Annotated in this window: 27 protein-coding genes; 18 read left to right on the top strand and 9 right to left on the bottom strand. The window is 38.0% G+C overall.

Annotated elements, in window-relative coordinates; all coding sequences use genetic code 11:
- Positions 1-47: 47 nt before the first annotated feature.
- Positions 48-386 (bottom strand): MmcQ/YjbR family DNA-binding protein, encoded by a 339-nt coding sequence (locus tag ASU31_RS17705; protein WP_083505416.1) that lies wholly within the window; start codon positions 384-386, stop codon positions 48-50.
- A gap of 321 nt (positions 387-707) precedes the next feature.
- Between ASU31_RS17705 and mnmC2 the strand changes: the two genes are divergently transcribed.
- From mnmC2 to mazG, 6 genes are all read left to right on the top strand, one after another.
- A complete protein-coding gene (gene mnmC2 / locus ASU31_RS17710; protein ID WP_057933610.1) occupies positions 708-1370 on the top strand; it encodes a tRNA (5-methylaminomethyl-2-thiouridine)(34)-methyltransferase MnmC2 in 663 nt (220 codons plus the stop codon).
- A gap of 356 nt (positions 1371-1726) precedes the next feature.
- Complete coding sequence (locus ASU31_RS17715) at positions 1727-2674, top strand: aldo/keto reductase (protein WP_057933611.1); 948 nt, start codon at positions 1727-1729, stop codon at positions 2672-2674.
- A 78-nt stretch (positions 2675-2752) separates the two neighbouring features.
- A complete protein-coding gene (locus ASU31_RS17720; protein WP_057933612.1) occupies positions 2753-3862 on the top strand; it encodes an AI-2E family transporter in 1110 nt (369 codons plus the stop codon).
- 1 nt (position 3863) lies between these two features.
- Positions 3864-4160: a hypothetical protein gene (locus ASU31_RS17725; RefSeq protein WP_057933613.1), complete on the top strand. Its 297-nt coding sequence runs from the start codon at positions 3864-3866 to the stop codon at positions 4158-4160.
- A 17-nt stretch (positions 4161-4177) separates the two neighbouring features.
- A complete protein-coding gene (locus tag ASU31_RS17730; RefSeq protein ID WP_057933614.1) occupies positions 4178-4627 on the top strand; it encodes a DoxX family protein in 450 nt (149 codons plus the stop codon).
- 20 nt (positions 4628-4647) lie between these two features.
- The gene (gene mazG, locus ASU31_RS17735) at positions 4648-5454 is read left to right on the top strand and encodes a nucleoside triphosphate pyrophosphohydrolase (protein WP_057933615.1); all 807 of its coding nucleotides are present in this window, start codon (positions 4648-4650) and stop codon (positions 5452-5454) included.
- Between the two features lie 291 nt (positions 5455-5745).
- On the opposite strand, the gene ASU31_RS17740 is transcribed toward mazG, so the two are convergent.
- Entirely contained in the window at positions 5746-6129 is a 384-nt protein-coding gene (locus tag ASU31_RS17740) for a YchJ family protein (RefSeq protein ID WP_057933616.1), read from the bottom strand.
- Positions 6130-6203: 74 nt separating this feature from the next.
- Here ASU31_RS17740 and ASU31_RS17745 point away from each other — a divergent pair, with 74 nt between their 5' ends.
- Genes ASU31_RS17745 through ASU31_RS17755 form a run of 3 tightly spaced genes read left to right on the top strand, consistent with a single transcriptional unit; the run spans position 6204 to position 7900 of the window.
- Entirely contained in the window at positions 6204-7004 is an 801-nt protein-coding gene (locus tag ASU31_RS17745) for a tRNA pseudouridine synthase A (RefSeq protein ID WP_057933617.1), read from the top strand.
- Between the two features lie 36 nt (positions 7005-7040).
- On the top strand, positions 7041-7487 hold the full coding sequence (locus tag ASU31_RS17750; RefSeq protein WP_057933618.1) for a hypothetical protein: 447 nt from the start codon (positions 7041-7043) through the stop codon (positions 7485-7487).
- An 11-nt stretch (positions 7488-7498) separates the two neighbouring features.
- Positions 7499-7900, top strand: a complete 402-nt coding sequence (locus ASU31_RS17755) for a hypothetical protein (RefSeq protein ID WP_057933619.1) — start codon at positions 7499-7501, stop codon at positions 7898-7900.
- 56 nt (positions 7901-7956) lie between these two features.
- Here the strand turns inward: ASU31_RS17755 and ASU31_RS17760 are convergent, their stop codons facing one another.
- Entirely contained in the window at positions 7957-9177 is a 1221-nt protein-coding gene (locus ASU31_RS17760) for an ABC transporter permease (protein WP_057933703.1), read from the bottom strand.
- A 179-nt stretch (positions 9178-9356) separates the two neighbouring features.
- Here ASU31_RS17760 and ASU31_RS17765 point away from each other — a divergent pair, with 179 nt between their 5' ends.
- Positions 9357-10625, top strand: a complete 1269-nt coding sequence (locus ASU31_RS17765) for an exo-beta-N-acetylmuramidase NamZ family protein (protein ID WP_057933620.1) — start codon at positions 9357-9359, stop codon at positions 10623-10625.
- Positions 10626-10769: 144 nt separating this feature from the next.
- Entirely contained in the window at positions 10770-10976 is a 207-nt protein-coding gene (locus ASU31_RS17770; RefSeq protein WP_029279784.1) for a hypothetical protein, read from the top strand.
- A 149-nt stretch (positions 10977-11125) separates the two neighbouring features.
- Here ASU31_RS17770 and ASU31_RS17775 read toward each other — a convergent pair whose 3' ends face one another.
- Complete coding sequence (locus ASU31_RS17775; protein WP_057933621.1) at positions 11126-12169, bottom strand: DNA topoisomerase IB; 1044 nt, start codon at positions 12167-12169, stop codon at positions 11126-11128.
- A 92-nt stretch (positions 12170-12261) separates the two neighbouring features.
- On the opposite strand from ASU31_RS17775, the gene fmt reads away from it, so the two are divergent.
- Positions 12262-13170 (top strand): methionyl-tRNA formyltransferase, encoded by a 909-nt coding sequence (gene fmt, locus ASU31_RS17780; protein ID WP_057933622.1) that lies wholly within the window; start codon positions 12262-12264, stop codon positions 13168-13170.
- Positions 13171-13712: 542 nt separating this feature from the next.
- Here fmt and ASU31_RS17785 read toward each other — a convergent pair.
- Together ASU31_RS17785 and ASU31_RS17790 are read right to left on the bottom strand one after the other, a co-directional pair.
- Positions 13713-14552 (bottom strand): aminotransferase class IV, encoded by an 840-nt coding sequence (locus ASU31_RS17785; RefSeq protein ID WP_057933623.1) that lies wholly within the window; start codon positions 14550-14552, stop codon positions 13713-13715.
- Between the two features lie 3 nt (positions 14553-14555).
- Positions 14556-15584, bottom strand: a complete 1029-nt coding sequence (locus ASU31_RS17790) for an RluA family pseudouridine synthase (RefSeq protein ID WP_057933624.1) — start codon at positions 15582-15584, stop codon at positions 14556-14558.
- Between the two features lie 102 nt (positions 15585-15686).
- On the opposite strand from ASU31_RS17790, the gene ASU31_RS17795 reads away from it, so the two are divergent.
- From ASU31_RS17795 to ASU31_RS17810, 4 genes are all read left to right on the top strand, one after another.
- Positions 15687-16718 carry a DUF6588 family protein gene (locus tag ASU31_RS17795; protein ID WP_057933625.1) on the top strand — a complete coding sequence of 344 codons (1032 nt, stop codon included), beginning with the start codon at positions 15687-15689 and terminating at the stop codon, positions 16716-16718.
- 65 nt (positions 16719-16783) lie between these two features.
- Positions 16784-17653, top strand: coding sequence for a 1-aminocyclopropane-1-carboxylate deaminase/D-cysteine desulfhydrase (locus ASU31_RS17800; RefSeq protein ID WP_083505417.1), 870 nt, complete (start codon positions 16784-16786; stop codon positions 17651-17653).
- A 246-nt stretch (positions 17654-17899) separates the two neighbouring features.
- Positions 17900-18496 (top strand): TetR/AcrR family transcriptional regulator, encoded by a 597-nt coding sequence (locus ASU31_RS17805; protein WP_057933627.1) that lies wholly within the window; start codon positions 17900-17902, stop codon positions 18494-18496.
- Between the two features lie 7 nt (positions 18497-18503).
- The gene (locus ASU31_RS17810) at positions 18504-19652 is read left to right on the top strand and encodes an FAD-dependent oxidoreductase (protein ID WP_057933628.1); all 1149 of its coding nucleotides are present in this window, start codon (positions 18504-18506) and stop codon (positions 19650-19652) included.
- A gap of 197 nt (positions 19653-19849) precedes the next feature.
- Here ASU31_RS17810 and ASU31_RS17815 read toward each other — a convergent pair whose 3' ends face one another.
- The 3 genes from ASU31_RS17815 to ASU31_RS17825 all read right to left on the bottom strand — a co-directional run bounded on the left by ASU31_RS17815 (position 19850) and on the right by ASU31_RS17825 (position 22208).
- Positions 19850-21265 carry an alpha-L-fucosidase gene (locus tag ASU31_RS17815; protein ID WP_057933629.1) on the bottom strand — a complete coding sequence of 472 codons (1416 nt, stop codon included), beginning with the start codon at positions 21263-21265 and terminating at the stop codon, positions 19850-19852.
- A 143-nt stretch (positions 21266-21408) separates the two neighbouring features.
- Positions 21409-21714, bottom strand: a complete 306-nt coding sequence (locus ASU31_RS17820; protein ID WP_057933630.1) for a GNAT family N-acetyltransferase — start codon at positions 21712-21714, stop codon at positions 21409-21411.
- Positions 21715-21842: 128 nt separating this feature from the next.
- A complete protein-coding gene (locus ASU31_RS17825) occupies positions 21843-22208 on the bottom strand; it encodes a winged helix-turn-helix transcriptional regulator (RefSeq protein WP_057933631.1) in 366 nt (121 codons plus the stop codon).
- Positions 22209-22306: 98 nt separating this feature from the next.
- Here ASU31_RS17825 and ASU31_RS17830 point away from each other — a divergent pair, with 98 nt between their 5' ends.
- Positions 22307-23059 (top strand): SDR family NAD(P)-dependent oxidoreductase, encoded by a 753-nt coding sequence (locus tag ASU31_RS17830; RefSeq protein ID WP_057933632.1) that lies wholly within the window; start codon positions 22307-22309, stop codon positions 23057-23059.
- Positions 23060-23396: 337 nt separating this feature from the next.
- Positions 23397-23864 carry a hypothetical protein gene (locus tag ASU31_RS17835; protein WP_057933633.1) on the top strand — a complete coding sequence of 156 codons (468 nt, stop codon included), beginning with the start codon at positions 23397-23399 and terminating at the stop codon, positions 23862-23864.
- Positions 23865-23872 lie beyond the last annotated feature (8 nt).

Below are 23872 nucleotides of genomic sequence, written 5' to 3' on the forward strand. Positions count from 1 at the left end.
ATCTTACAATGAAGATATTCCTTTTCTTCAATGCTTCTATGGCAAACTTAGGCGTACTTTGCCTGTGTTTTCTTAGGTAATTTAGCTAAAACCATAGCTCTCGAATCGGCCACTCTTTTTTTCAGTTCTGTTTCATGAAACACCTCCAGGTTATCAACACGTATCCACTGTCGTTTAGCCATATGGTGGGCCTGTTGTATGCCATCTCTAGCCGTTAATGCATCAAACTCTTCGGGATCACACTTTATAGAGAAACTGTTGTCTTCATCAATAGCGATAATGAAATACATTTTTTCTTCAATCATAAAGCATAAATGCCCCCATTTCATCCCCTCGGTTGTACCAGGTAAATTCAAACAATATTCTCTGAAAGATTCGATATCCATTTTAGGGTTTAGGGTTTAGGGTTTAGGGTTTAGGGTTTAGGGTTTAGGGTTTAGGGTAAGACCAAAGCTAAGAACAAAAGATTAAAGCTGAAAGGACAAAGAGAGAATTCAGAAGTCCGAAGACTAAAGCTAAAAGACTAAGGACTAAAGCGGGTTAACTTTCCTCCTCCTATCTCTGGATAGTTTGTCCCTAAATCCAGAAATCGTTTAAATGCTGCATTCATATCTACACCATGATCCTGAAATCCAAAAATCATATTAATCCTATATCTATATTTGCACCATGATCCTGAAATCCAAGAATCCTTAAAATCCTAGCTCATGAATATTATAACACCTACTGCTGATGGCTCGAATACACTGTATAACGAAACCATAGGCGAACATTACCACAGTAAACATGGCGCATTACAGGAAAGCAAACACGTATTTATTGATGCTGGACTAAAATTCGTGTCCACTAATTTAACTGAAATTTCCGTTTTGGAAGTTGGTTTTGGTACCGGACTGAATTTTATTTTAAGTTTCGAATACTGTGCGGCAAATAATATTAAACTTAACTATACCAGTATCGAAGCGTTTCCGCTCAGTACAGCAGTAATTGAGCAAACAGGTTACGCCGCATATGTTCCCGAAATAATATGGGCCGATTTTATCTCAAATTACCCTGATGCATTAAAAACACCTCAACAATTGACTTCGCTTTGCACCTTGGAAATTCCGCATACTACATTGGCCGAATACCAGAGCGACCAAAAATTTGATGTGATTTATTACGATGCCTTTTCTGTGCAGCACCAGCCCGAAATGTGGAGTGATGAAATTATTGCCCATGCCTGCAGTTTCTTAAAACCAGGTGGAACCTTTGTAACCTACGCCATTACCGGAAAATTGAAAAGAGCAGTTAAAGCCTGCGGGTTTACCATCGAAAAATTACCTGGTGCTCCAGGAAAAAGGGAAATGCTTAGGGCCATCAAAGGTTGAAGGTTAAAAGGTTGAGGGCATAAGGTTTTTAGATGATTGTATTTAACATTTTATCTATCGGGATTAAGCAAAGGGCGGGACGGGTATAACCTAAGCACCACAGGCTTTGCTTTCTAAAAAAATAGAACGCATTTTAATTTATGGAGAAAGATTGCTTAGGCGCTCGCTTATCCTGCCTCGCATCCGATAGCTATCGGATGACGATCATGGCAACGAACTGACTACAATAAACCGACTGACGGGAATAACTCTAAAATTGAAGGTGAACTGCTTTCTAAAAACTACTGACATAATTCAGACTTCTGTGCAAAACCTCATCCCATATAATTTGTTAGCATATTATTAACATTCATATCATGGAAAAAAGAATATTAGGAAAAACCGATTTAAATATTGCCCCCATTGTATTTGGAGGAAACGTATTCGGCTGGACAATCGATGAGCAAAAATCGTTTGAAATATTAAACCAGTTTGTAGAAAGTGGATTTAACTTTATCGATACTGCCGATGTGTATTCGCGTTGGGCACCTGGAAATAAAGGTGGCGAATCGGAAACGATTATTGGTAACTGGCTAAAAAAACAAAACAAACGCCACGATATAATTATTGCAACAAAAGTTGGCTCAGATATGGGCCAGGGTAAATCGTTAAGGAAAGATTATATCATTAATGAAGTAGAACATTCTTTATCGCGCCTGCAAACAGATTATATCGATCTCTATTTTTCTCATTACGATGATGAAAACACCCCGGTTGAAGAAACTTTAAGTGCTTACGAAACGTTAATTAAAGCGGGCAAAATACGTTGGATCGGGGCCTCAAACTTTTCTGCTGATCGGTTAAAAGAATCTTTGGTTTATGCTACCGAACACAGTCTGCCTCGTTACGAAGTTTACCAACCAGGATACAACCTCTACGATAGGGAGAACTTTGAGCAGGAGCACGAAAAAATCTGTTTAGATTATGGTTTGGGCGTAGTGACCTATTATTCGTTGGCCAGCGGGTTTTTAACAGGAAAATACCGCAGCGAAGATGACTTGAATAAAAGCCAGCGTGGCGGAGGCATTAAAAAATTCCTGAACGAACGCGGCTTTAAAATTTTAGCGGCATTGGATGAGGTTGCAGAAAAACACCATGTCGAGCCAGCTTCGGTAGCGCTTGCCTGGTTAATTTATCATCCATCAATTACAGCGCCGATTGCAAGCGTTACCGATTTAAGCCAGTTAAAATCTTTTACCGATGCAGCGAATTTGAAATTATCACCAGAAGATATTTCACTTTTAGATAAAGCAAGTATCTATTAAAAATAATCTCTTATATTTAAATGCCCGATTGGTGAAACAATTAATCGGGCATTTTGTATTAAACAGGATTTAAAATTTATGAAAGACAAATTATCGTTCCTACCCAAATTTGCCCTGGTTCTTTTCTGTTTAATAAGCTTAACCTACATCGCCATTTTAGGTCAATCGCTGTTGGCGCCGCTGCTTTTCTCTTTTTTAATGGCAATTTTATTGTTGCCCGTAGGCAATTTTTTAGAGCAGAGATTTAAGTTTAAACGAAGCTTATCTACTCTTGTTTCAGTAGTGCTAATGATCGCTGTTATTGGTGGAATTATATATTTTTTTGGCAATCAGCTGAGCGATTTATGGGCTGATTGGCCATTGTTAAAAGAGAAAGCCAATGTTTCATACCATGAACTACAGAAATGGATTTCGCACACCTTTGGTGTAAATTCTCAGAAACAACTCGATTATTTAAATGATAGTACCGAAAAAGCTTTGGCTACCAGTGCTGCTATTGTTGCTACAACCCTGGCCACACTATCTTCTACCCTATTATTTTTGGGTTTCACGCTTTTGTTTACCTTTTTCATTTTAAATTACCGCCGTGTTTTATTCACTTTCTTAACCTCTGTTTTTAAAGAAGAACACAAAGAAAAGGTTTCAGAAATTGTTAGTCAGATTCAGTACATCATTAAAAAATATATTATTGGTCTTTTCTTACAGATGTTGATCGTTACCATTTTAATGATTACCGTACTAAGCCTCTTGGGGGTTAAATATGCAGTGCTATTAGGCCTGGTGGCTGGTATTTTTAATGTGGTACCTTATTTAGGGATATTTTTTGCTTTACTGGTAAGCTGTTTAATCACCTTTGCAACAGCTGGTGCAGGTAAAGTACTTTTAGTTTTAATTGCCTTCGTCGGTGTACATGCTATAGATGGAAATGTTTTAATGCCCTTAGTAGTGGGTTCGAAAGTAAAAATTAATGCGCTTTTCGCCTTTATTGGTATTGTAGTTGGCGAAATGATCTGGGGAATATCGGGTATGTTTTTATGTATACCTTATCTGGCCATATTAAAAATAATCTTCGATAGAGTAGATAATTTAAAACCCTGGGGTATTTTAATGGGCGAAGAGCATAAGCCCGACAAAAAGAAACGCGTTTATCGGATTACAAAAAAGATTAAATTAGAAGAGAAGGATTAGTATGTCCGAAAATAGATCGCCTCATATTTTAAGCACTTCTGCCAATCTGTTGGGCATCTGCTTTATTGTGCTTACTTCTTTGAAAAAACTCGCACTTACCGATGGTTCCATAATCGATGAATTTGCAGTAGCTGCCGTAATGTTTTTTATGACCAGCTGTATCTTATCTTTTATATCTATGAGAAGAGAAAGAAATGCAAGTAAAAAGTTAGAAAAAGTTGCCGATTTTGTCTTTCTATCAGGCTTGGTTGTCTTATTCGTAGCAACGATTTTAATTGCCTTTAATCTGATCAAGTAAGTTAAAAATTATAATAAATGAAACCTTTATTTGTATTACTTATCGTTTATATTGCCCTATTAGCCTTTGGCGGCCATACCACATTTGATAAAGGAAATATTTTTGCAGGCAATATCGCTATGGGCGTGATGTTACTTTTTACAGCTATCGGGCATTTCAAGTTTAAAACCAGTATGGCTGCTATGGTTCCATTATTTATCCCTAAAAAAGTAGAAATTGTACTTTTAACAGGTGTGCTGGAAATCTTATTTGCCATTGGCCTGGCGATTGAAAGCACTAGATATTTTACCGGGATAGCCCTAATTATTTTTTACATTGCTATTTTACCTGCCAATATTTACGCTGCCAAACACCGTATCAATTATGAAGATTTGTATAAGCCAGGGCCGGGACCAAAATATTTATGGTTCAGAATACCTTTTCAGCTTTTCTTAATCGCCTGGGTTTGGTACTTTAGCGTTCGATAAATATAGCTCAACCATAAAACATGCCTAACAATCCAATTCCTGCAAGTGCCAATAATCCAGCTGATGCTTTTACACGTTTACTCACTGTTTTAGATACGCTGCGTACGCAATGTCCGTGGGATAAAAAACAGACCATGGAAACACTGCGCCATTTAACTATAGAGGAAACTTATGAATTGAGCGACGCCATTTTAGAGGGCGATTTAGACGAAATTAAAAAGGAACTTGGCGATGTGATGATGCATCTGGTTTTCTATTCGAGAATTGCTTCCGAAACCAATGATTTTAACATTACAGATGTTTTAAACGGGGTTTGTGATAAACTGGTAAACCGGCATCCACATATTTATGGCGATGTTGAAGTGCAGAACGAAGAAGATGTTAAACGCAATTGGGAGCAGATTAAACTGAAAGAAGGCAACAAATCGGTGTTGGCTGGTGTTCCATCTTCACTACCAGCTTTAGTTAAGGCTGCCCGCATTCAGGAAAAAGCCCGCGGCGTAGGTTTCGATTGGGAAGATAAAAACCAGGTTTGGGAAAAAGTAGAAGAAGAACTACAGGAGTTTAAAACTGAATTTAACGTTACCGATAATACAGCCGTTGATATCGAAAAAGCAGAATCAGAATTTGGCGATGTACTTTTTTCTTTAATCAATTATGCACGTTTCATTAACATCAATCCTGAAAATGCATTGGAAAAAACCAATAAAAAATTTATCAAACGTTTCCAGTACCTCGAAACCAAAGCAAAAGAAAACGGAAAAGCCCTCGCTGATATGACACTTGCAGAGATGGATGTGTATTGGAATGAAGCCAAGAAAATATAGCCTTCTATTAGCGCATCGTTATACTTAAAGGTCTGCTTTTATTCAAAAAAATTGAAGTGTACGATGAAAAACTGCTAAAGGTCGTCATTTTGAGCGAAGTGCAACGCAGCCGAGAAATCTGTCTACATAGATCTCTCCATTTCACTACGCTTCAGTCGAGATGACGACTTTTCTATCGAAATTTGTTTTGGAAAATTTATTTCAGCATTTTCCTTGTTAATAAAACCTTGAAATAAATTTACTTCGTAGCTTTCCGCTTCGCTACAAGTCAGGGTGACGACTAAATTAAAGTTATTCATAAAATTCCCCATCCACATAATACCATTTCCCATCTGCTAACCTGAAATTAGATTTTTCATGCAATACTTCAGTCTGAAATTTCTTACTGAGGTAATAGGCCTTAAATTCCACAATATCAAAATCCGAAAAAACAATTTCGAGTTTTAGCCATCTGGTATTTTTCGCACTATTTAAATATGCGCTTTTCGAATGATTCTTTCTTTTACTGATGTGTGTGGTTTCATAAAGATAATCTGCATCAGCAACTACAAAAGCCGAATATCTGGAACGCATTAGGGCTTCTGCCGTTGGTGCCGCTTTCACTTTTAAATGATAAGGCTGGCAGCACTGGTTAAAGGCAGTTCCGCTTCCGCAAGGACAGTTTGTTAAATTCATGATTAAAATTTACCGCACAAAAATATGATTTAATATTCCTGCTGCTAAAATTTCCGTAAAATTGCAGCTGAAAAATGAGGTATTTCTTTCACATTGCCTATCAAGGCCAATACTTTAGTGGGTGGCAAAAACAACCTGGGGTAAAAAGCGTTCAGGAAGTTATTGAACAAACGCTATCGAAAATTTTAAAATCGCCGACTGCTATTAATGGCTGCGGGCGGACTGATGCGCATGTGCATGCCAGTCAGTTCTTTTTTCATGCCGATATCGAAAAAGAGATTGATTTCGATCTGCTTTACATCCTAAATAAAGCTTTACCTTATAATATCGCGGTATTCGACATTATTAAAATGGAGGGGAAACCACATGCCCGGTTTGATGCTGTACAACGGAAATATGATTATTTTATCCATACCTATAAAGATCCTTTTTTAAGCACCCAAAGTTCCTTTTATCAATTAAACAATCTAGATTTTGATAAAATGAAAGCTGTTGTAAAATTATTACCCCAATACAAAGATTACAGGGCTTTTTGTACACATCCTGATAAATATGAGCATACCATCTGCAATGTAATGGAGGCCGATTTATTTGTAAATCCAAAAGGCGACAGGCTGAGGTTTCATATTGCCAGCAACCGCTTTTTGGGCAAAATGATCCGCATTATTATGGGTAAAATTCTCATGGTTGGCAAAGGAGAGCTTAGCTTTGATGAATTTGAAAGCGAACTGATTACCCTTCAATCCTCAAAACTATCATTGCCCGCTCATCCTACAGGCTTATACCTTTCGAAAGTCACTTATCCTTATCTAAACCTCGAGCCAAGAACTGAATTTATCCATAATACACAAGGTGTAGAGTGGATTTCAATTTAAGTGTAGCGTTTTCATTTTGAGCTCCGTTTAAGGGGTATGAAAGTTCAAATCTGTATTTTCCTTTTTGCCCTGATCTTATCTTTAGGCTGTAAAAAATCTACAAACGTAGATGTTTTATTGGATGGCAACTATACAGGTGTGTTGGTAATTACCAATAGTGTTAATTCCGTGCCAGTAACCCGACCAATGTCAATCTCGTTACAGGATGGAAAATTCAACATTACTCCTAGTGCTGATGCTAACCTAAAACCATCTGGAGGTAAGGGAACCTATAACTTTAAGAATGGGATCGGATATTTTACCGATGAGGGCGTTTGGACAGCAGATTTTGATTGGAATATGATTTTAAACGGCGAATACGATATTAGAAGCAGCGGAGTAGATTTAACCCTTAGAAAAAGATTCAGTGCAAAAACAGATTTTTCTCCGGCTACCTCCTATGCTACCGTAGATTATGAATACATTTTAAAAAGAAGTAATTAATCCATCTCTAAATGAAAAATTTAATATTCTCCTTTATTGTATTATCTATTTTTGTTTTTGGATGTGAGAAGAAATCCGAAACAAAAACGACGAATTACGATTTTGAAATCAATACTTCAAAATCAATCGGTGCATCTACATTAGTATTAAAATCGATTAGCGATAGCCGTTGCCCAATAAATGCTGATTGTATTGGCGCCGGGGGAGCAAAAGCATATTTCAAATTAACAGCCAATAATATTGATCAGGAAATTATCTTATGCAAAGGAGATTGTGGCACACTTGCAAGTGTAGCAAACATTAAAATTAACGGCATAGATTATTCACTCAAATTAATTGACATCACACCATATCCTCAACTCCAGAAAAGGAATGTTACACAAACTGTAAAAGTTGAGTTGACAAGAACTTAAGTTTAGGTTTGCTTGGGCATCGGAAAATGATCTGTCCGGTGACCCAAGTTTTTTCCTTATTTAAATCTGATTGCTTTAAGCGGAGAAACCTTACTGATCAATAGCGAAGGGATAATCAAGACCGTTAAACATACCACTACCGTAACGATATTTAGCAGCAGCACATCAATAAAATGAAATTCTATTGGTGCATAAGCTAAAAAGTAAGAGGCCTGGTTAAGCTTGAAAATGTGAGTGGCCTGCTGTAAAAAACCAAGCCCTAAACCCAGAATATTTCCCAGTAATAAGCCAATACCAATTAAATAAGCTGCATTGTAAAGGAAAATTTTCATAATACTCCAGTTACTGGCTCCAAAAGATTTTAGCATGCCGATCATATTTGTTTTCTCTAAAATCATAATCAACAGTGCAGTTACCATGTTAATTACGCCTACAATGAGCATCAGGATTAAAAGCACTTTTGTATTTACATCAAGAAGGCCTAACCAGGTAAATATGTTAGGAAAATTTTCTTCAATAGAATACGAGCGCAAATTGCGTGGAAGCTTTTCATAAATATTGCTGGCAATAGGTTTAAGCCTGTTAAAATCATTAATCCTGATTTCTATACCGCCAATTTCGTTGGCCTCCCAGTTATTCAGGCGTTTAATAATATTCAGGTTGCCAAGCACAAAACCCTTATCAATATCTTCTACACCAATATCGTAAATGCCTACAATTTTAAATTTACGCGGCCGCAACTGATTTTGAACAAAATACATGATAAAATCATCACCGGTTTTGAGTTTTAAACGATTAGCTGTATAATTCGAAATGAGCAGTTCTTGCATGGCAGCGGTACTGTCAGAAAAATCGATAATGGTTCCGCTGATGATATGCTGCTTAATGTAATCCCACTTATAGTTTTTATCTATTCCTTTAAAATTAATGCCTTCAATTTCATTATTGGCCGAAAGGATAGCAGGTTTTGTAGCAAAAGGATAATAATATTCAATATCGGGATTGTTTTTGAGCATTTTTTTTGTTTCTCCATCAAGTACGAAGGGAGAATGCTCAAAAGAATTATTCAGATCGTAACGGGTAATCTGCACATCACCCAAATAGCCCCTTACTTTATCCTGAATTTCAGTTTTAAAGCCTTTAATAATGGCTATAGAGAGAATCATAACAGCCAAACTCAACATCACGCCTGCTATTGCAATACGCACGATAAGTTTTGAAAAAGTACGCTCAGATTTAATGGCTATCCGCCCGGCTATGAAATATTCGAAATTCAATTTAATCAATTTGTATTAACAAAAATGCTCAATTCCTTTTTAAAAATGGCATTTTCGAAAATAAATAACCAACTTTAAACATCAATCATTAAGTTGTAACAAGAAAATACCAATAGCATAATTGAAATATATTGTAAATTGTTTTGTTATAATACCGGAAGATTAGAATAATACTCAAAATGAAAAATTACATCAGCTTTGCTTTAACCAGTTTAATTGCATTATCGGCCTGCGGACAACCCAAACCTCTTGAACAAGAAGCTTTGGGGAAGAAAAGCCCTGAAAACAGAAAACTGATGATCAAGACGGTTAAACTGCCATCGACAATTAAAACCGGTGCAGAGCAGACCGAAAAATACCTGCCACTTTTAAAAGGAAAACGTGTTGGTATGGTAGTTAACCCCACATCAATTATCGGTACGCAGACTTCGGTTGATAGCCTGCTGAAACGAGGGGTTAAAATCCAGAAGATATTTGGTCCTGAGCATGGTTTTAGAGGCAATGCCAGTGCTGGCGTTACCGTTAACGATGATGTTGACACCAAAACAGGCATAAAAGCCATTTCACTTTACGGCAAACACAGTACGCCTACGGCTGAAGACTTAGCAGATATCGACATTATGGTGTTTGATATCCAGGATGTTGGTGTTCGTTTTTATACCTATATTAATACCTTACAGCACGTTATGGAAGCTTGTGCAGCAAACAATAAAACGCTGCTGATTTTAGATCGCCCCAATCCAAATGGTTATTTAATTGACGGACCGATTTTAGATCCAAAATTTAAATCGGGCATTGGCGCACAACCTATCCCTATTGCCCATGGCTTAACGGTTGGCGAATATGCACAAATGTTAAATGGCGAAGGCTGGTTGAAAGATAAGGTGCAATGCAAGATTACCATTATCAAAAACGCCAATTACAATCATGATATGGAGTATACTTTACCCGTTAAACCCTCTCCTAACCTGAATACGCAGCAATCTATTTTACTTTACCCATCTACCTGTTTATTTGAGGGCACTTATTTAAACCACGGCCGCGGAACGATGTTTCCTTTTACTGTTGTTGGGGCACCATACCTTAAAGGAAAATTCGATTTCAGTTTTACGCCAAAAAGCATAAAAGGCATGTCTGAAACACCATTGTTTCAGGATCAGGTTTGTTATGGTTTAGATTTAAGAACTTACGATACCTCAAAACTGGTAAAATCGAAACAGGTAAACATCAGCTGGTTAATCGAACTGTACAAGGCATCGCCAAGAAAAGAAGATTTTTTTAATACCAAGCTGAGCAAAGAAATGGGAACTATTGAAAGATTAGTTGGTGTGGCAGATTTCAGGCAACAGGTAATCGACGGAAAAAGTGAAGCAGAAATCAGAGCGAGCTGGGAGCCGGGACTAAGTGCGTACAAAACCATGCGTAAGAAATATTTGCTATACAATTAATTATTGAATGAGAGAGGGATTGAATGACTGAATGATCGGATTGCCCATTGCAATTATTTCAAACTTAACAGAAAGAGGTTTGTTATTATTTGTAATTGATAAGCGCAGTGCTATTCAAGCATTCAAAACTCAATCATTTTAGCTATGAGCGGTCCAAAAATTAAAAGTGATAAACCAGGAAGCAATTACCAGGAAGAAGTACCTAAAGGCAGAGAACCTGTTGACCATAAAACGGTGAGGCATAAAAACGACAGCACACCTAATAAAGCACCAAAAACGAACAACCCCGCTAAGCAAAGAGAATTAGAGGAGCAGCCTGTCCATCCAATAAAGAAAGCACCTAAAGAATAATTTCCAAAGCACCATCATTGCAACTGGAGTATAGCTTAATACGGTCGTTTACAACAGATTTTGCTTCGCAGAGCCTGCGGGTTCTCGACTGCGTTTCACCGGATAGCTATCGGGTCCGCTCTAAATGACGATTTTTTATATTAATTTGTCTATTTACTGCTTGATTTTAAAAATGATAATAAAATTTTCTCATCGTGTGCCAAACCTAATTTACCAGTTACTTTGTTATTATTCATTTTTTTCATGTATTTACCAAGTTCGTTGTTTTCATAAGCGGTGAGCAATAACGGATATACGTAAGAACTCTTACAAACGGCTCTGGTATTGCCTAATTTTTTCGCTACGCAATCTAAAACATTAACGATGGTCTTTTTTGAATTTAGGTTAAAATTTTCATCAGCACTGCACCTCGAAAACTGGCGCAACGCTTCTAAGGTACCACCCCAGGTTCTAAAATCCTTTGCCGTAAAATCATCGCCTGTAATTTCTTTAATATAAGCGTTTATTTTACCCGAATCTATACTTTTATGTTCTTTTCCGTTCGAATAAAACTGAAATAATTCCTGCCCTGGAATGTCTCTGCATTTCTTGACCAGTTTCGCCAGTGATCGATCATTTAACTCTACTTTTTGCCGAACACCTTTTTTCCCAACAAAATCCATGGTAATTTTACTTCCTTCGATTTTAACATGCTTATCGCGAAGTGTAGTTAAGCCAAAAGAACCGTAAAGCTGTTTATAACTCTCGTTACCTACGCGGATTAACGTTTTCTGAAGTATATCTACAGAAATGGCTAATACTTTGCGTTCATCGAAATCTTTTCTGCGGAGGTCTTTTTCCAGGTTTTTCCGGGCGTTGGGTAATGCTTTTCCAAATTCCAATAAACGAAAATATTTAGCCTCCGATCGGCGGCTGGTCCACTTTGCATGATATTTATATTGTTTCCTGCCTGCAGCATCAATACCTGTAACCTGTAGATATGCATTTGGTCTATTAGCAATCCATACATTTTCCCATGCGGGTGGAATAACTAAGGCTTTTATCCGGCCGAGCTGTTTCTCGTCGGTGATTTTGTTTCCATCTTTATCTTCGTAATGAAATTTACCAGGTTTTCCTTTACGGTAAATCCCAGGTAGCGCATCAGTTACATACACCAATCCATTTGCCTGAACAACATCTTTGCCTTGTACCATTTTTTGCCTATAAGTATGGGTTTATTTTTAGTTATTTTGCAAAACTTTAACATGGGTAGCCACGTTATTTTTAGAAACACAACACTTTCTTTATGAAAATAGTTTTTATGGGCACGCCCGATTTCGCGGTAGCCTCTTTAGATGCCTTGGTACAAGCCAATTTCGATGTAGTTGCAGTGGTTACTGCACCAGATAAACCTGCAGGCCGTGGCCAAAAATTGAATGAAAGTGCAGTAAAAAAATATGCTGTAGGAAAAGGAATTCCTGTACTACAGCCTGAAAAGTTAAAAAACCCTGAGTTTATTGAAGAACTAAGATCTTACAAAGCCGATTTACAAGTGGTAGTGGCTTTTAGGATGCTACCAGAAATAGTTTGGAATATGCCGGCTAAAGGAACCATCAATTTACATGGTTCTTTGTTGCCGCAATACCGTGGCGCAGCCCCGATTAACCATGCCATTATAAATGGGGAGAAAGAAAGTGGCGTAACTACATTTTTCCTTAAACAGGAAATTGATACCGGTGATATTATCCTCAGCGACAGCGTTCCCATTGCCGACGACGAAACTGCGGGTGAGTTGCATGATAAACTGATGGTAGTTGGCGCAAATCTTTTGGTTAAAACACTACGCGCTATCGAAGCCAATAATATAACAGAGCAGCCGCAGCCACAAAATGATGATTTAAAACATGCTCCGAAGATTTTTAAGGAAGATTGCAAAATCGACTGGAACAGTCCGGCGCAAACCATCCATAATTTAATCCGCGGTTTAAGCCCTTATCCAACTGCTTTTACCGTGCTCAACGAGAAAAACTTAAAGGTATTTAAGGCCGAAATAGAAGATAAAGAGCCAGGCATTGTAGCCGGAGGTTTTTTAACCGATGGTAAAACTTATTTAAAATTTGCAGCTAAAGATGGTTTTATCAAACTTTTAGATATCCAGTACGAAGGAAAAAAGCGAATGTTGATCGAAGATTTTTTAAGGGGAATGCGGTTGTAATAATTAATACAGCCCCTTCATTCCGTTGCACTCCAGTAGGGATGGTGACCCACAAAAGATACGTCATTTCGAGCGGAGTGCAACGAAGTCGAGAAATCTATTTAGCTGTATCGGATATGAATCAAGTTCAAAGATCCCTCCATTCCGTTGCACTTCAGTCGGGATGACGATCGACTTAAGCAATTCTTTTTGGAAAGCAGGTACAGTAGCTTTTAGGTTTATGCAGCCCCGCTCCCGCTTCTGCCAATTTCATCGGGTTTAGATGGCCACAAAGTGCAATTATTTAGGTTTAAACTGCATAGTAGAACTGTCCATTGTTAAATAAACCCGACAGGCAGCGTTATCCCGATTAAGAATTGTTTATCTTATGAAGTGAAATTTAATTGGGATTAAGCCAAGGGCGGGACCAGCCCGAACCGATTAGCACAGGTATTGCTTTCCAAAAAAATAATTAATTTAGGTTAAAGATCTCTCCATTTCGCTACGCTTCAGCCGAGATGACGAACCAATGGCACTAATCTCCTAATGACCAATGAACCAGATTACAAAGCATTCAATTTCTCAATCAAAAACTTCGATACCTCGTTAAAATAACGTTTCCTGCCGTAGCCCATTACCCATTGGATGCCTTGCGTAGCGTTGGTGATAAAAACTTCTTCGGCTTCTTTTAATATTTCGGGGTTGATCTGCGCTTCAATTAAAGGCATATCGTTCATTTTGCACAACTGCATAATGGCTGTACGCATTACACCACTTATACAACCTTCAGCAAGTGAGGGGGTATAAATCTGTTTGTTGTATACTACAAAAACATTAGCACTGATGCTTTCGCAAAGAAAGCCATATTGGTTCAGAATCATGGCCTCATCCAAGCGGTTTTGGCTTTTAAAAATTCCGGCCATTACATAAAGCAGCGCATTGGCTGTTTTAAAATTCGAGAGCTTATTAACCGGCTTGGTCATTTCATCAAAAACATCAATGATCAAACCTTTGCTGTTCAACTCATATGTAGATGCTTTTAAGGGAATGCCTTCTAAAATGTATCCTGCTTTATTGATTTCGGGTGTATAAACACCTGCTCCTCCTCTGTATACAGAAAGGCGAAAACGAACATTGCCATTCCACTTGTTCCTTTTGGCCAGATCAGCCGTTTTTTGGCGTAAGAAATAATCATCCATTAAAGCATGACCATCAATTTTAAGTGCTTTCATGCCAGCCGTTAATCTATCGGCATGTAAATCGGCAAATTGCAGCTTATAATTGATCATTCGCATACTTTCGAACAATCCATCGCCAAATTTGAAGCTTCTGTTAGAAGCTGTTAAAATCGGAAGATCAACTGCTTGAAATTCATCATTAAATAAAAGGTACTCCTGAAGCATATTTTATGATGTAGCAATATAATTTTCCCATTTGGTTAAGCCAGCTTTAAAATCAGGTGGCAATGGCGATTCAAAATACATATACTCTTTAGTAGTAGGGTGAATAAACCCCAAACTTTGTGCGTGTAAAGCCTGACGGGGCAGCAGTTCAAAACAATTATCTACAAACTGTTTGTACTTATTAAACGTAGTCCCTTTTAAAATCTTATCGCCACCATACATTGCATCGTTAAAAAGCGGATGGCCGATATGTTGCATATGCGCCCTGATCTGGTGCGTACGACCTGTTTCTAACTCACAACTGATCAAAGTAACGTACCCCAAACGCTTTAATACTTTATAGTGTGTTACAGACCATTTCCCTTTTTCTTCATCATCGTAAATATCCATCACACGGCGATCTTTCACACTTCTGCCAATGTAACCGGTTACCGTTCCATCGTTTTCGATATCGCCCCAAACCAGTGCAATATATTTACGAGTAATGCTGTGGTCGAAAAACTGACGTGCAAGGTGCGTAATCGACTTTTCATTTTTACTGATCAGCAATAAACCTGAGGTATCCTTATCAATGCGGTGCACTAGGCCTGGTCGGCCATCATTGCCAGGTAACTGAGGCAGTTGCTCAAAATGGAATGCCAAAGCATTAACCAAGGTTCCGGTATAGTTATTAAAACCAGGGTGCACAACCATTCCGGCAGCTTTATTTACAACCAAAAGATCGCTATCCTCATAAACAATATCAAGTGGTAAATCTTCAGGATAAACTTCGGTATCGCGCGGTGGGTGAGGTAAAACGATAGATATCTCATCATAAGGTTTAACCTTATAACTTGCTTTTATCTGTTTCTGATTAACCAGTACATTCCCTGCATCAATTGCATTTTGAATACGGTTTCGGGAGGCATTTTCTACGCGTACCATCAAAAACTTATCAATACGAAGCAACGATTGCCCCTTATCAACAATAATTTTTAAATGTTCATATAATTCCTGCTCTTCTGATTCCTGCAATTCGACCACATTTTCCATGGCGCAAAAATAAACTTTTAACTTCAAGAATTTTTTAATGATTGCAGTTTTCGAAAAAACAACCCTATCTTTAGTACAATCAAATCATCCTAAATCATTTATATGAAAAAATTTTACGCTTTAAAGGCCCTGTGTGCCTTATTTTTATTGGTGATGGCTCAAAAAGCAAGTGCCCAACAAGATGTTGGAGGGCTATTTGTTGGTGGGCCAGCAGATGCGACCAAACTTGTTAATGCCTATTTTGATCCTCTGTATAAAGGTTTAGGCTTGGGTTTAACCGATGGATGGTCGAATACTGCTCAGTCAAAAGGTTTTTTAAAATTCGATGTCAGGGTTTCGGCCTCGGGGGCTTTTGTTCCACAATCGGCCAGAAGTTATGATGTAAATACCTTAGGTTTAAGTAATATCAAACCAGCACCTGGCGCTTCTTCTATCGGCCCTACCGCATTTGGCGATGACCATGAAGGAGGCAAAATGGAAGTTTACACGAGCAATGGCATTCCAACGGGTAAATTTTTCAATTTGCCACAAGGTGTAGGTTTCCATGTGGTACCTTCGGCACAAATTCAGGCAACATTAGGCTTACCTAAAAATATTGATGTTACTTTAAGGGCAATGCCTAAAATTAAATTAGGTGATGACCTGGGAAGCTTATCGATGATCGGTTTTGGTGCCAAAGTTGAACTTTTACCCTTATTTATGGGTTCGACTACAGAGAAATTAATTCCTGTAGACATTGCGATTGCCGGCGGTTTTACGCAATATAAATATTCTTTAGACCTGAATATCGATAATGTGGCAAACTCAGATCAACATATTGAAGCCAAATTTAATGGTGTAAATTTTGATGCCATTGTTTCCAAAAAGATCCTGTTTTTCACGCCTTTTGCCAGTATTGGTTACCAAACATCCAACACCAATTTAAAAGCCTTAGGTACCTATAAATTTGCAACGAGTGCCACAACTTCGGCAACTTATGTTGATCCGATTTCTGTTAAACAAACCGATATTGATGGCGTGAGAGGAAGTTTAGGCTTTCAGTTGAAGTTTGGTTTCTTTAAGTTCTATGGTTCGTATACCCAGGCAAAATACAGCATGGTTAATGCTGGTTTTGGCTTTGGCATTGGTAAATAATTAATTTTCGAATATAATAATGCTTAAAACACCTGAAATACTCAGGTGTTTTTTATTTTTACACGGTGTTCGAAGAAATATATAGCCCGGTACAAAAAATAGCATTTGCACCTTTAAACAACTTGTTTGTGAAAAGGGATGATCTTATTGATCCTTATATTTCTGGGAACAAATGGCGTAAGCTTAAATATATTTTAGCCAAGGCCAAAGCAGCGCATAAAACACATCTCGTTACCTTCGGGGGTGCCTATTCTAATCACCTTGTAGCCACTGCTGCCGCGGCATCAAGATCAGGATTAACCGCTACAGCTTTTGTACGTGGCGAAGAAGTCCAAAATGAGATGTTATTGCTGTGCAGTTTATTTGGGATGAAACTCATTTTTACCGACCGTGAAAGTTATCGCGACAAGTGCAAATTGTATAAACAGCATTTTGCTGACGAAGAACAAACCTATTTTATAAACGAAGGTGGTGCTTCGCCTGAAGCTACCATAGGCTGTGCAGAAATCATCAGCGAATTAACAGAACCATACGACCATATTTTTTGTGCTGCCGGAACAGGAACCACAGCCGCGGGTTTGTTGAGGGGAATTCAGCAACACCAGTTAAATACAAAGTTACATATCATCCCCGTATTAAAGGGCGCTTCCTTTATTGAAGAGGAAATAAACAAATATGCACCCATATCGCATCACCTCGAACTTCACCTTGATTATCATTTTGGTGGCTATGCAAAAACCACTCCTGAACTGATCAGCTTTATCAAAACCTTTACTGCAAAAACCGGATTGCTCCTAGACCCTGTTTATACAGCGAAAATGTTTTATGCCATTCAAGATTTAGCAAAACAAGAAATTATTGGTAAAGATGAAAAAGTATTGGCTATCCATACCGGAGGACTAATGGGCCTTTTTGGCATGAAGCATAAATTCTGATATTCCCCCTAAACTTAATTAAGATATGTAGATAATCCACATGTGGAGATCGTATCCATTCTAAATTTTAAGCTTAATTATCTTCTATTATTTCAGGATAGATGCTGATCCCGAAACTTGGGAACAGCATGACAATCGCCTAAGATCAAACTCAGATCAATTTGTCAGTGTAAATTAATAATTTAAAGAAAATTAATAAGTAAACAATCGTTTACTTATTTTTGATTCGTATTAATTAAATGAGTTATGCGTCCTAAAAATTTAGCCAAAGAAGAAGCCATCCGATTGATTGCCCTACAGATTATTTCTGAAGAAGGGTTGGAAAACCTGAGTATGCAGAAACTGGCCAAGGCAGCCAATATATCGCCGCGTACCATTTATATCAAATATGAAAATAAGGAAGACCTGTTGATAAAACTTTTTATTGATGAAGTATTGGGCAAGTATGAAAAAGCAATATTGGAAAATTTTGATCCAAAAATGGCTTTTGCTGATGGTATGAAAAGATTATGGCTAAATACCTTTCATTATCTAAGAAATAATAAACCTGCTTTCTCCTTAATACGATATGGAAAATCCTCTCCCCTTTTAAATAAGGCTTTTCAAGACAAAAACATTCAACAAGGTGCATTTTTCGCACCCATTCATACCTTTTTAAAAACAAATGTTCAAGCGGGATTGATTCCGGATTTACCCCATGACGTACACAGCGCGCTCCTATTTTCGCCGATCCAAGATCTGGTAGCTGAATATTTTGACCATTTAGATCGGCCTGTACAAATTATTACCGAGAAAGTTATTTTAACCTCCTGCGAAATCGTAATTAAAGGCATCCTTAAATAAAAAAACAATGAACAACATTAAAGATAAAAAAATCGCCATCATAGGTGCTGGGCCGGGAGGTTTGACCCTAGCCAGACTCTTGCAAATGGATGGCTTCAATGTAAAAGTTTACGAACGTGACAACGATAAAAATGCTAGACCAAAAGGTGCTACACTAGATCTGCACGAGGAATCCGGATTAGCTGCCTTACGTGAAGCTAAACTCATGGATGCCTTTATGGCAAATTATCGTCCGGGCGCAGATCGTACACGTATTATTAACCAGCGCGGTAATATCGTTTTTGAAGATAGCGATGTACAAAATAGAGAAGCTTTCAGGCCTGAAATAGACCGCGGTCCATTACAAAAGATCCTTTTAAATTCGCTAATAAAAGATATTGTAATTTGGGATAGTCATTTTGAAACACTTACGCCAAGCAACGGTTCATGGTTGATCGGGTTTAAAAATGGAACATTAGAGCAGGCTGATATAGTAATTGCCGCAGACGGGGCAAATTCAAAAATCCGTCCTTACATTACACCTATTAAACCTTTTTATTCGGGCATTAGCATTGTTGAAGGCGCCATTTATTCATCGGCAACTGCTTGCCCGAAAATGCATGCGCTTTTAAACGGCGGCAAAATATTCGCTATGGGTGATGAAAAATCACTGATCGTAAGTTCAAAAGGCGATGGCAGTCTGGTATTTTACACGGGTTGTCATACGCCGGAAAACTGGCCAAAAGATTCGGGTATTAGTTTTTCAGATAAAAACCAGGTGATCGACTGGTTCAGGAATGAATTCTCCACCTGGGACTCAATGTGGTTGGAATTATTTGAAAATGCATCAACAGCCTTTGTTCCCCGGCCTCAATATTGCATGCCTTTAGATCAGAGCTGGGAAACCGTCTCCAATTTAACCATGCTGGGCGATGCAGCTCATTTAATGCCACCATATGCTGGTGAAGGTGTAAATATGGCCATGCTCGATGCTTTAGAACTAAGCCAATGCCTCAAGGACAGCTGCTTTAATACGCCAAAGGACGCAATAACAGCCTACGAAAAACAAATGTTAAAAAGGGCTTCAGAAACCGCAGCTATTACAATGCAATCTACAATGGCACTTCATTCTACTGATGCAATTAAGTATATGCTCAACATTATGGGCCCTGAATAAAAAAGGGCCCTCATCGCTGAGGAACCCCAATAAGATCTCCAAATCGTCCCGTTGATTTGATTCTTGTTATAAAAGTATCGCTACTTTCTTTTGAATGAAATAAAAATAGAGCAAGACCGCTAAATAATAGATGAAGATGCACTATCTATACACATCGAATAATAAACCGTCAAAAACAACCGGCTTTTAGTTCTTTTTTACAACCTCCGCTCATTAAAAACCTGAAATTCGGCAATTGATGGCGTTTCTTTGGCATGTGTAATACGGATACGAACTTTACTTGTCCAAACGCGATCGAAACGGTGAATTTTAATGCGGTCTTCATTTTTTCCCTCAAAAGCTTTTTTCCATTCCGCACCGTTCCAATATTCAAGTACATAAGTATCTATGTTTTCTTTTTGTTCTGCCACAACAATCATGTTTATAGCTTTTTCGTTCTTAAAATCGACTTCATACCAAGGATCTGTTACGGCACTGTTCGATTCCCATGATGACCGATAACTATCATCATTTGCAAAATCCATAATATTCATATCGTTGCTCCAGCTCGAGTTGCTTGCCTGATTTTTGGCGAGGTTACTGGAAATGATCGGTAAACCCAATGGAGGGAGCGATTTGGTTGGCCCTTCATTCTTCCATAATTGACCGACTTCTTTTAAGGCAGCTAGTGCATTATCATCAATTAAACCATCTCTATTTGGTGCCACATTTAAAATAAAGTTACAGCTTGCCGTGTTCAAAGGCTTAATTAACCCATCTACAATTTCTTGTGGCTTTCTTACCGGAACCGTTGGAAAATCGGTTTTCCAAAACCATGAAGTATTAATTGGTAAACACGCTAAAGTTGGCATCACTTTACTTTCTTTAGGCATACGCTGACCTGCTCCCATTTCGTAAGTTTTAATATCGGTATAATAAAGTCCTTCTGATGGGTATTTTGCACCATTTAAATCCATTACAAGGCAATCAGGCTGCAGGGTTTTGATCAAAGTGTAGATATCTTCGAAAGGCACATCATCATAAGAGATTCTCGACCATGGCGCATCCCAGCCATCAATAATTAAAGCTTCAATTTTACCGTATCTGGTTAACAGTTCGGTTAATTGCTGTTTAATCATATCGATATGTTTTGGCGTAATCTGATTTGGCCTCAATTTATGGTGTGTATCCAAAATGGAATAATAAAGCATTACTTTTAATCCGTTTGCACGGAAAGCATCAGTAAACTGCTTTACCACATCTTTTCCATAAGGACTGTTCATTACATTATAATCGGTGCTTTTGGTATCCCAGATACAAAATCCGCTGTGGTGTTTAGTGGTTAAACAACCATAACTCATGTTGGCGGATTTGGCCGCTTTGGCCCACTGGTTTGCATCAAGCTTTTTCGGATTGAATAATTTAGGAGAAGCTTCAGGATCAGGCCAATCGGCATTTGCATAAGTTGGAATGTTGTAATGGATGAACATGCCAAAACGCAAGTCAACAAACTGCTGTTGAAGTGCATTTAATTTCTTTGATGCGTCAGCACTAGTCCCTTGTGCCAAGGTAGCAAGTGAAAACAGCATGAAAACAATTACTAAAACGTTTTTCTGAATGGTTACGAGTTTCATTTTTGTGCGTAGTATAGTTTAAGATTTAGTGGGTGATTTTCTGTAAAGTTAATTTTCTTTGACGATATCGCACAAAATATCCAGATCAAAATATTTGATCAGTATAGCTTTCCTGAATTTAATTCTAGTATTGTTTTTATCGATTAATCGTTTTCGCGTACTTTGTTCCAGATATCTCTGTAAAGTTCTTCGTGGCGTTTAAATTGCAGATGCACATAAGGGCATAGTGGAATTACCTTCAGGTTATTTGTCCGTACATAATTGACCATAGCATCTAGCAAGAGTTTTGCGTAACCCTTGCCTTCTTTTTCGGGATCAATTTCGGTATGATAAACCGTTAAATTTTCTCCCTGAATATCAAAAATCATTTCTCCGTATTTTTCGCCCTCATCGTAAAGTTCGAATGCACTAGGTTCTTCTTTTTGGATATTTAATTTAACTTCTGCCATAATACTTAACTCGATATAATTTTTAAAATTTGCTAATCAACTGATGCAGCATTAAATATCTGCCAAACCAACTAAAGGTAACCAATATCTGCTGATTTATCCATATCCATAATCATACTTTAACGGTTTTATGATCTATTCTCCTTTAGCGCCTTATTCTTCTTGCCCCAAGCACTTAATTGACAAAAAATGGGGAGAAACTCCAGTGCTATGGGAGTCAGTTCATATTCTACCCTTGGAGGAACAGCTGCATAAACGGTTCTTTTAACCAGTTCATCCTGCTCTAATGCACGCAACTGTAAGGTTAACATCCGTTCTGATATATATGGGAATTCTTTTTTCAGTTCACTAAACCTTAATTTCCGGTTTCCAAGTTTATCCAGTATTACAATTTTCCATCTCCCTCCTATTTTGTTGGCCGCATAAGTCAGATCGCAATCCGTTATAAATTTTTCGTTAAGGGTATAAGTCGAATTTTCTTTTCGTGCCGTCATTACTTACAAATTTGTTTGTACCATACAAATGGTAGCGTATGCTATAAAAATACGCGGTACAGGTTATTATTGCAAGGTCATTTTAATTACAAGAAAATATGGACTTATATTTAACCGGAAAAACGGCATTAGTAACAGGAGCCTCTAAAGGGATAGGTAGCGCAATAGCAAAAGAACTGGCAAAGGAGGGTGTAAAAGTTTTTGCAACAGGCCGTAACCAACAATTATTAGATAGCCTATCCAATGAGATCGTTGCTGAAGGCAACCTTGCTCCTATTGTTTTTATACAAGACTTACTGGCACCTAACGCGCCTCACAAAATTGCCACTGCGGCCTTGGCTGCACTTGGTCATATCGACATCCTCATCAACAACGCAGGGCAAAGTCAGCCTGTAGATGTTGTAGGACCAGAAGAACCCTGGACTAGATCGATGGCCTTAGATTTTGAACGTCCCAGGCTACTCACACAAGCGCTATTACCACATTTTATAGCGCGTAAACAAGGTACAATACTCAATTTAACCAGTACTTATGAATTACGCTCGTTGAATGTTTCTGCTGTTGCCAAGGCCGCAGTGGCAATGTGGTCTAAACAACTTGCCGGTGAATTGGGTAAATATGGAATCAGGGTGAACTGTTTGCAACCAGGACTTATCGATACTGAAAACATCCGGCCTTACTTTACTGGCGATGAGCGCCGGAAATATGCTGAAAGTGAAATACCTTTACAAGATTTTGGTGAAGTGCAGGATATGGCAAACATGGCTGTTTTCCTGGTTTCGCCGCGGGCTAAATATATAACAGGAACAGTTTCGGTGGTAGATGGCGGCGGAACACGTTCGGCATTCTGATTTTTATATCGATAAAATCGCCTAAAACAATGTGATTTCAATGGTTTTTAAAATTGGGTCTCTATTTGTATATTTCACTAATAGTGGTTCTTCGTCACTTTTTAGTGAAAACCTACTGTAAAAGATAAATGGTTTAGAATATCAAAAAGCACAAGCAATCAACTTGAGCTGTAATTATAAGTGCCACGTTTCACTGAAGAGGTAACCACATAGGAATAATATCCACACAAACCTGTGAAAGAATTTATTCTAAATCAACCAAATAGTGTATATATTAGTGCTTTAGATAAGAAGTTTTTGTATTGTGAAGAACGTTTCTCAACCTTAAAATATTTCAATGGAACCCCTTATTATCAGAAAAGCAGCTTTAAACCTTTATGTTATATTAGTGCTGTCCGTAATATCGGTACCCTTTTTTATCTATATATTTTATGGTGATTTTACAATTGTAACAGTAAGCATCATAGCTGTTTTCTGTATATTCCCTATATGGCTTTTTATTTATGCACTTCGCGAGCTGATCAAAAAAACACCCCATATTACTTTTACTGAAGAAGAGCTGATCGTTAAAGACCGTGATTTTTACAATTGGGAAAACATAGAGGGTTTTGCATTCAGCATAGAAGAAGTGGGACGAGATAATGCCGGGAGTATATATAAAAATTACATCACCGTATCATTAAAGAACGGCACTTCTGCAAAAATTCCGGTATCACATCTGGACAGGAAGGCAGACGAAATCCTGTATTTACTCAATGAATATAAGCGGGAATCAGATGATGCAAAAGGGCCATCTCAACAATAAAGCTAATA

The organism is Pedobacter ginsenosidimutans, assembly GCF_001442625.1.
Classification (GTDB): domain Bacteria; phylum Bacteroidota; class Bacteroidia; order Sphingobacteriales; family Sphingobacteriaceae; genus Pedobacter; species Pedobacter ginsenosidimutans.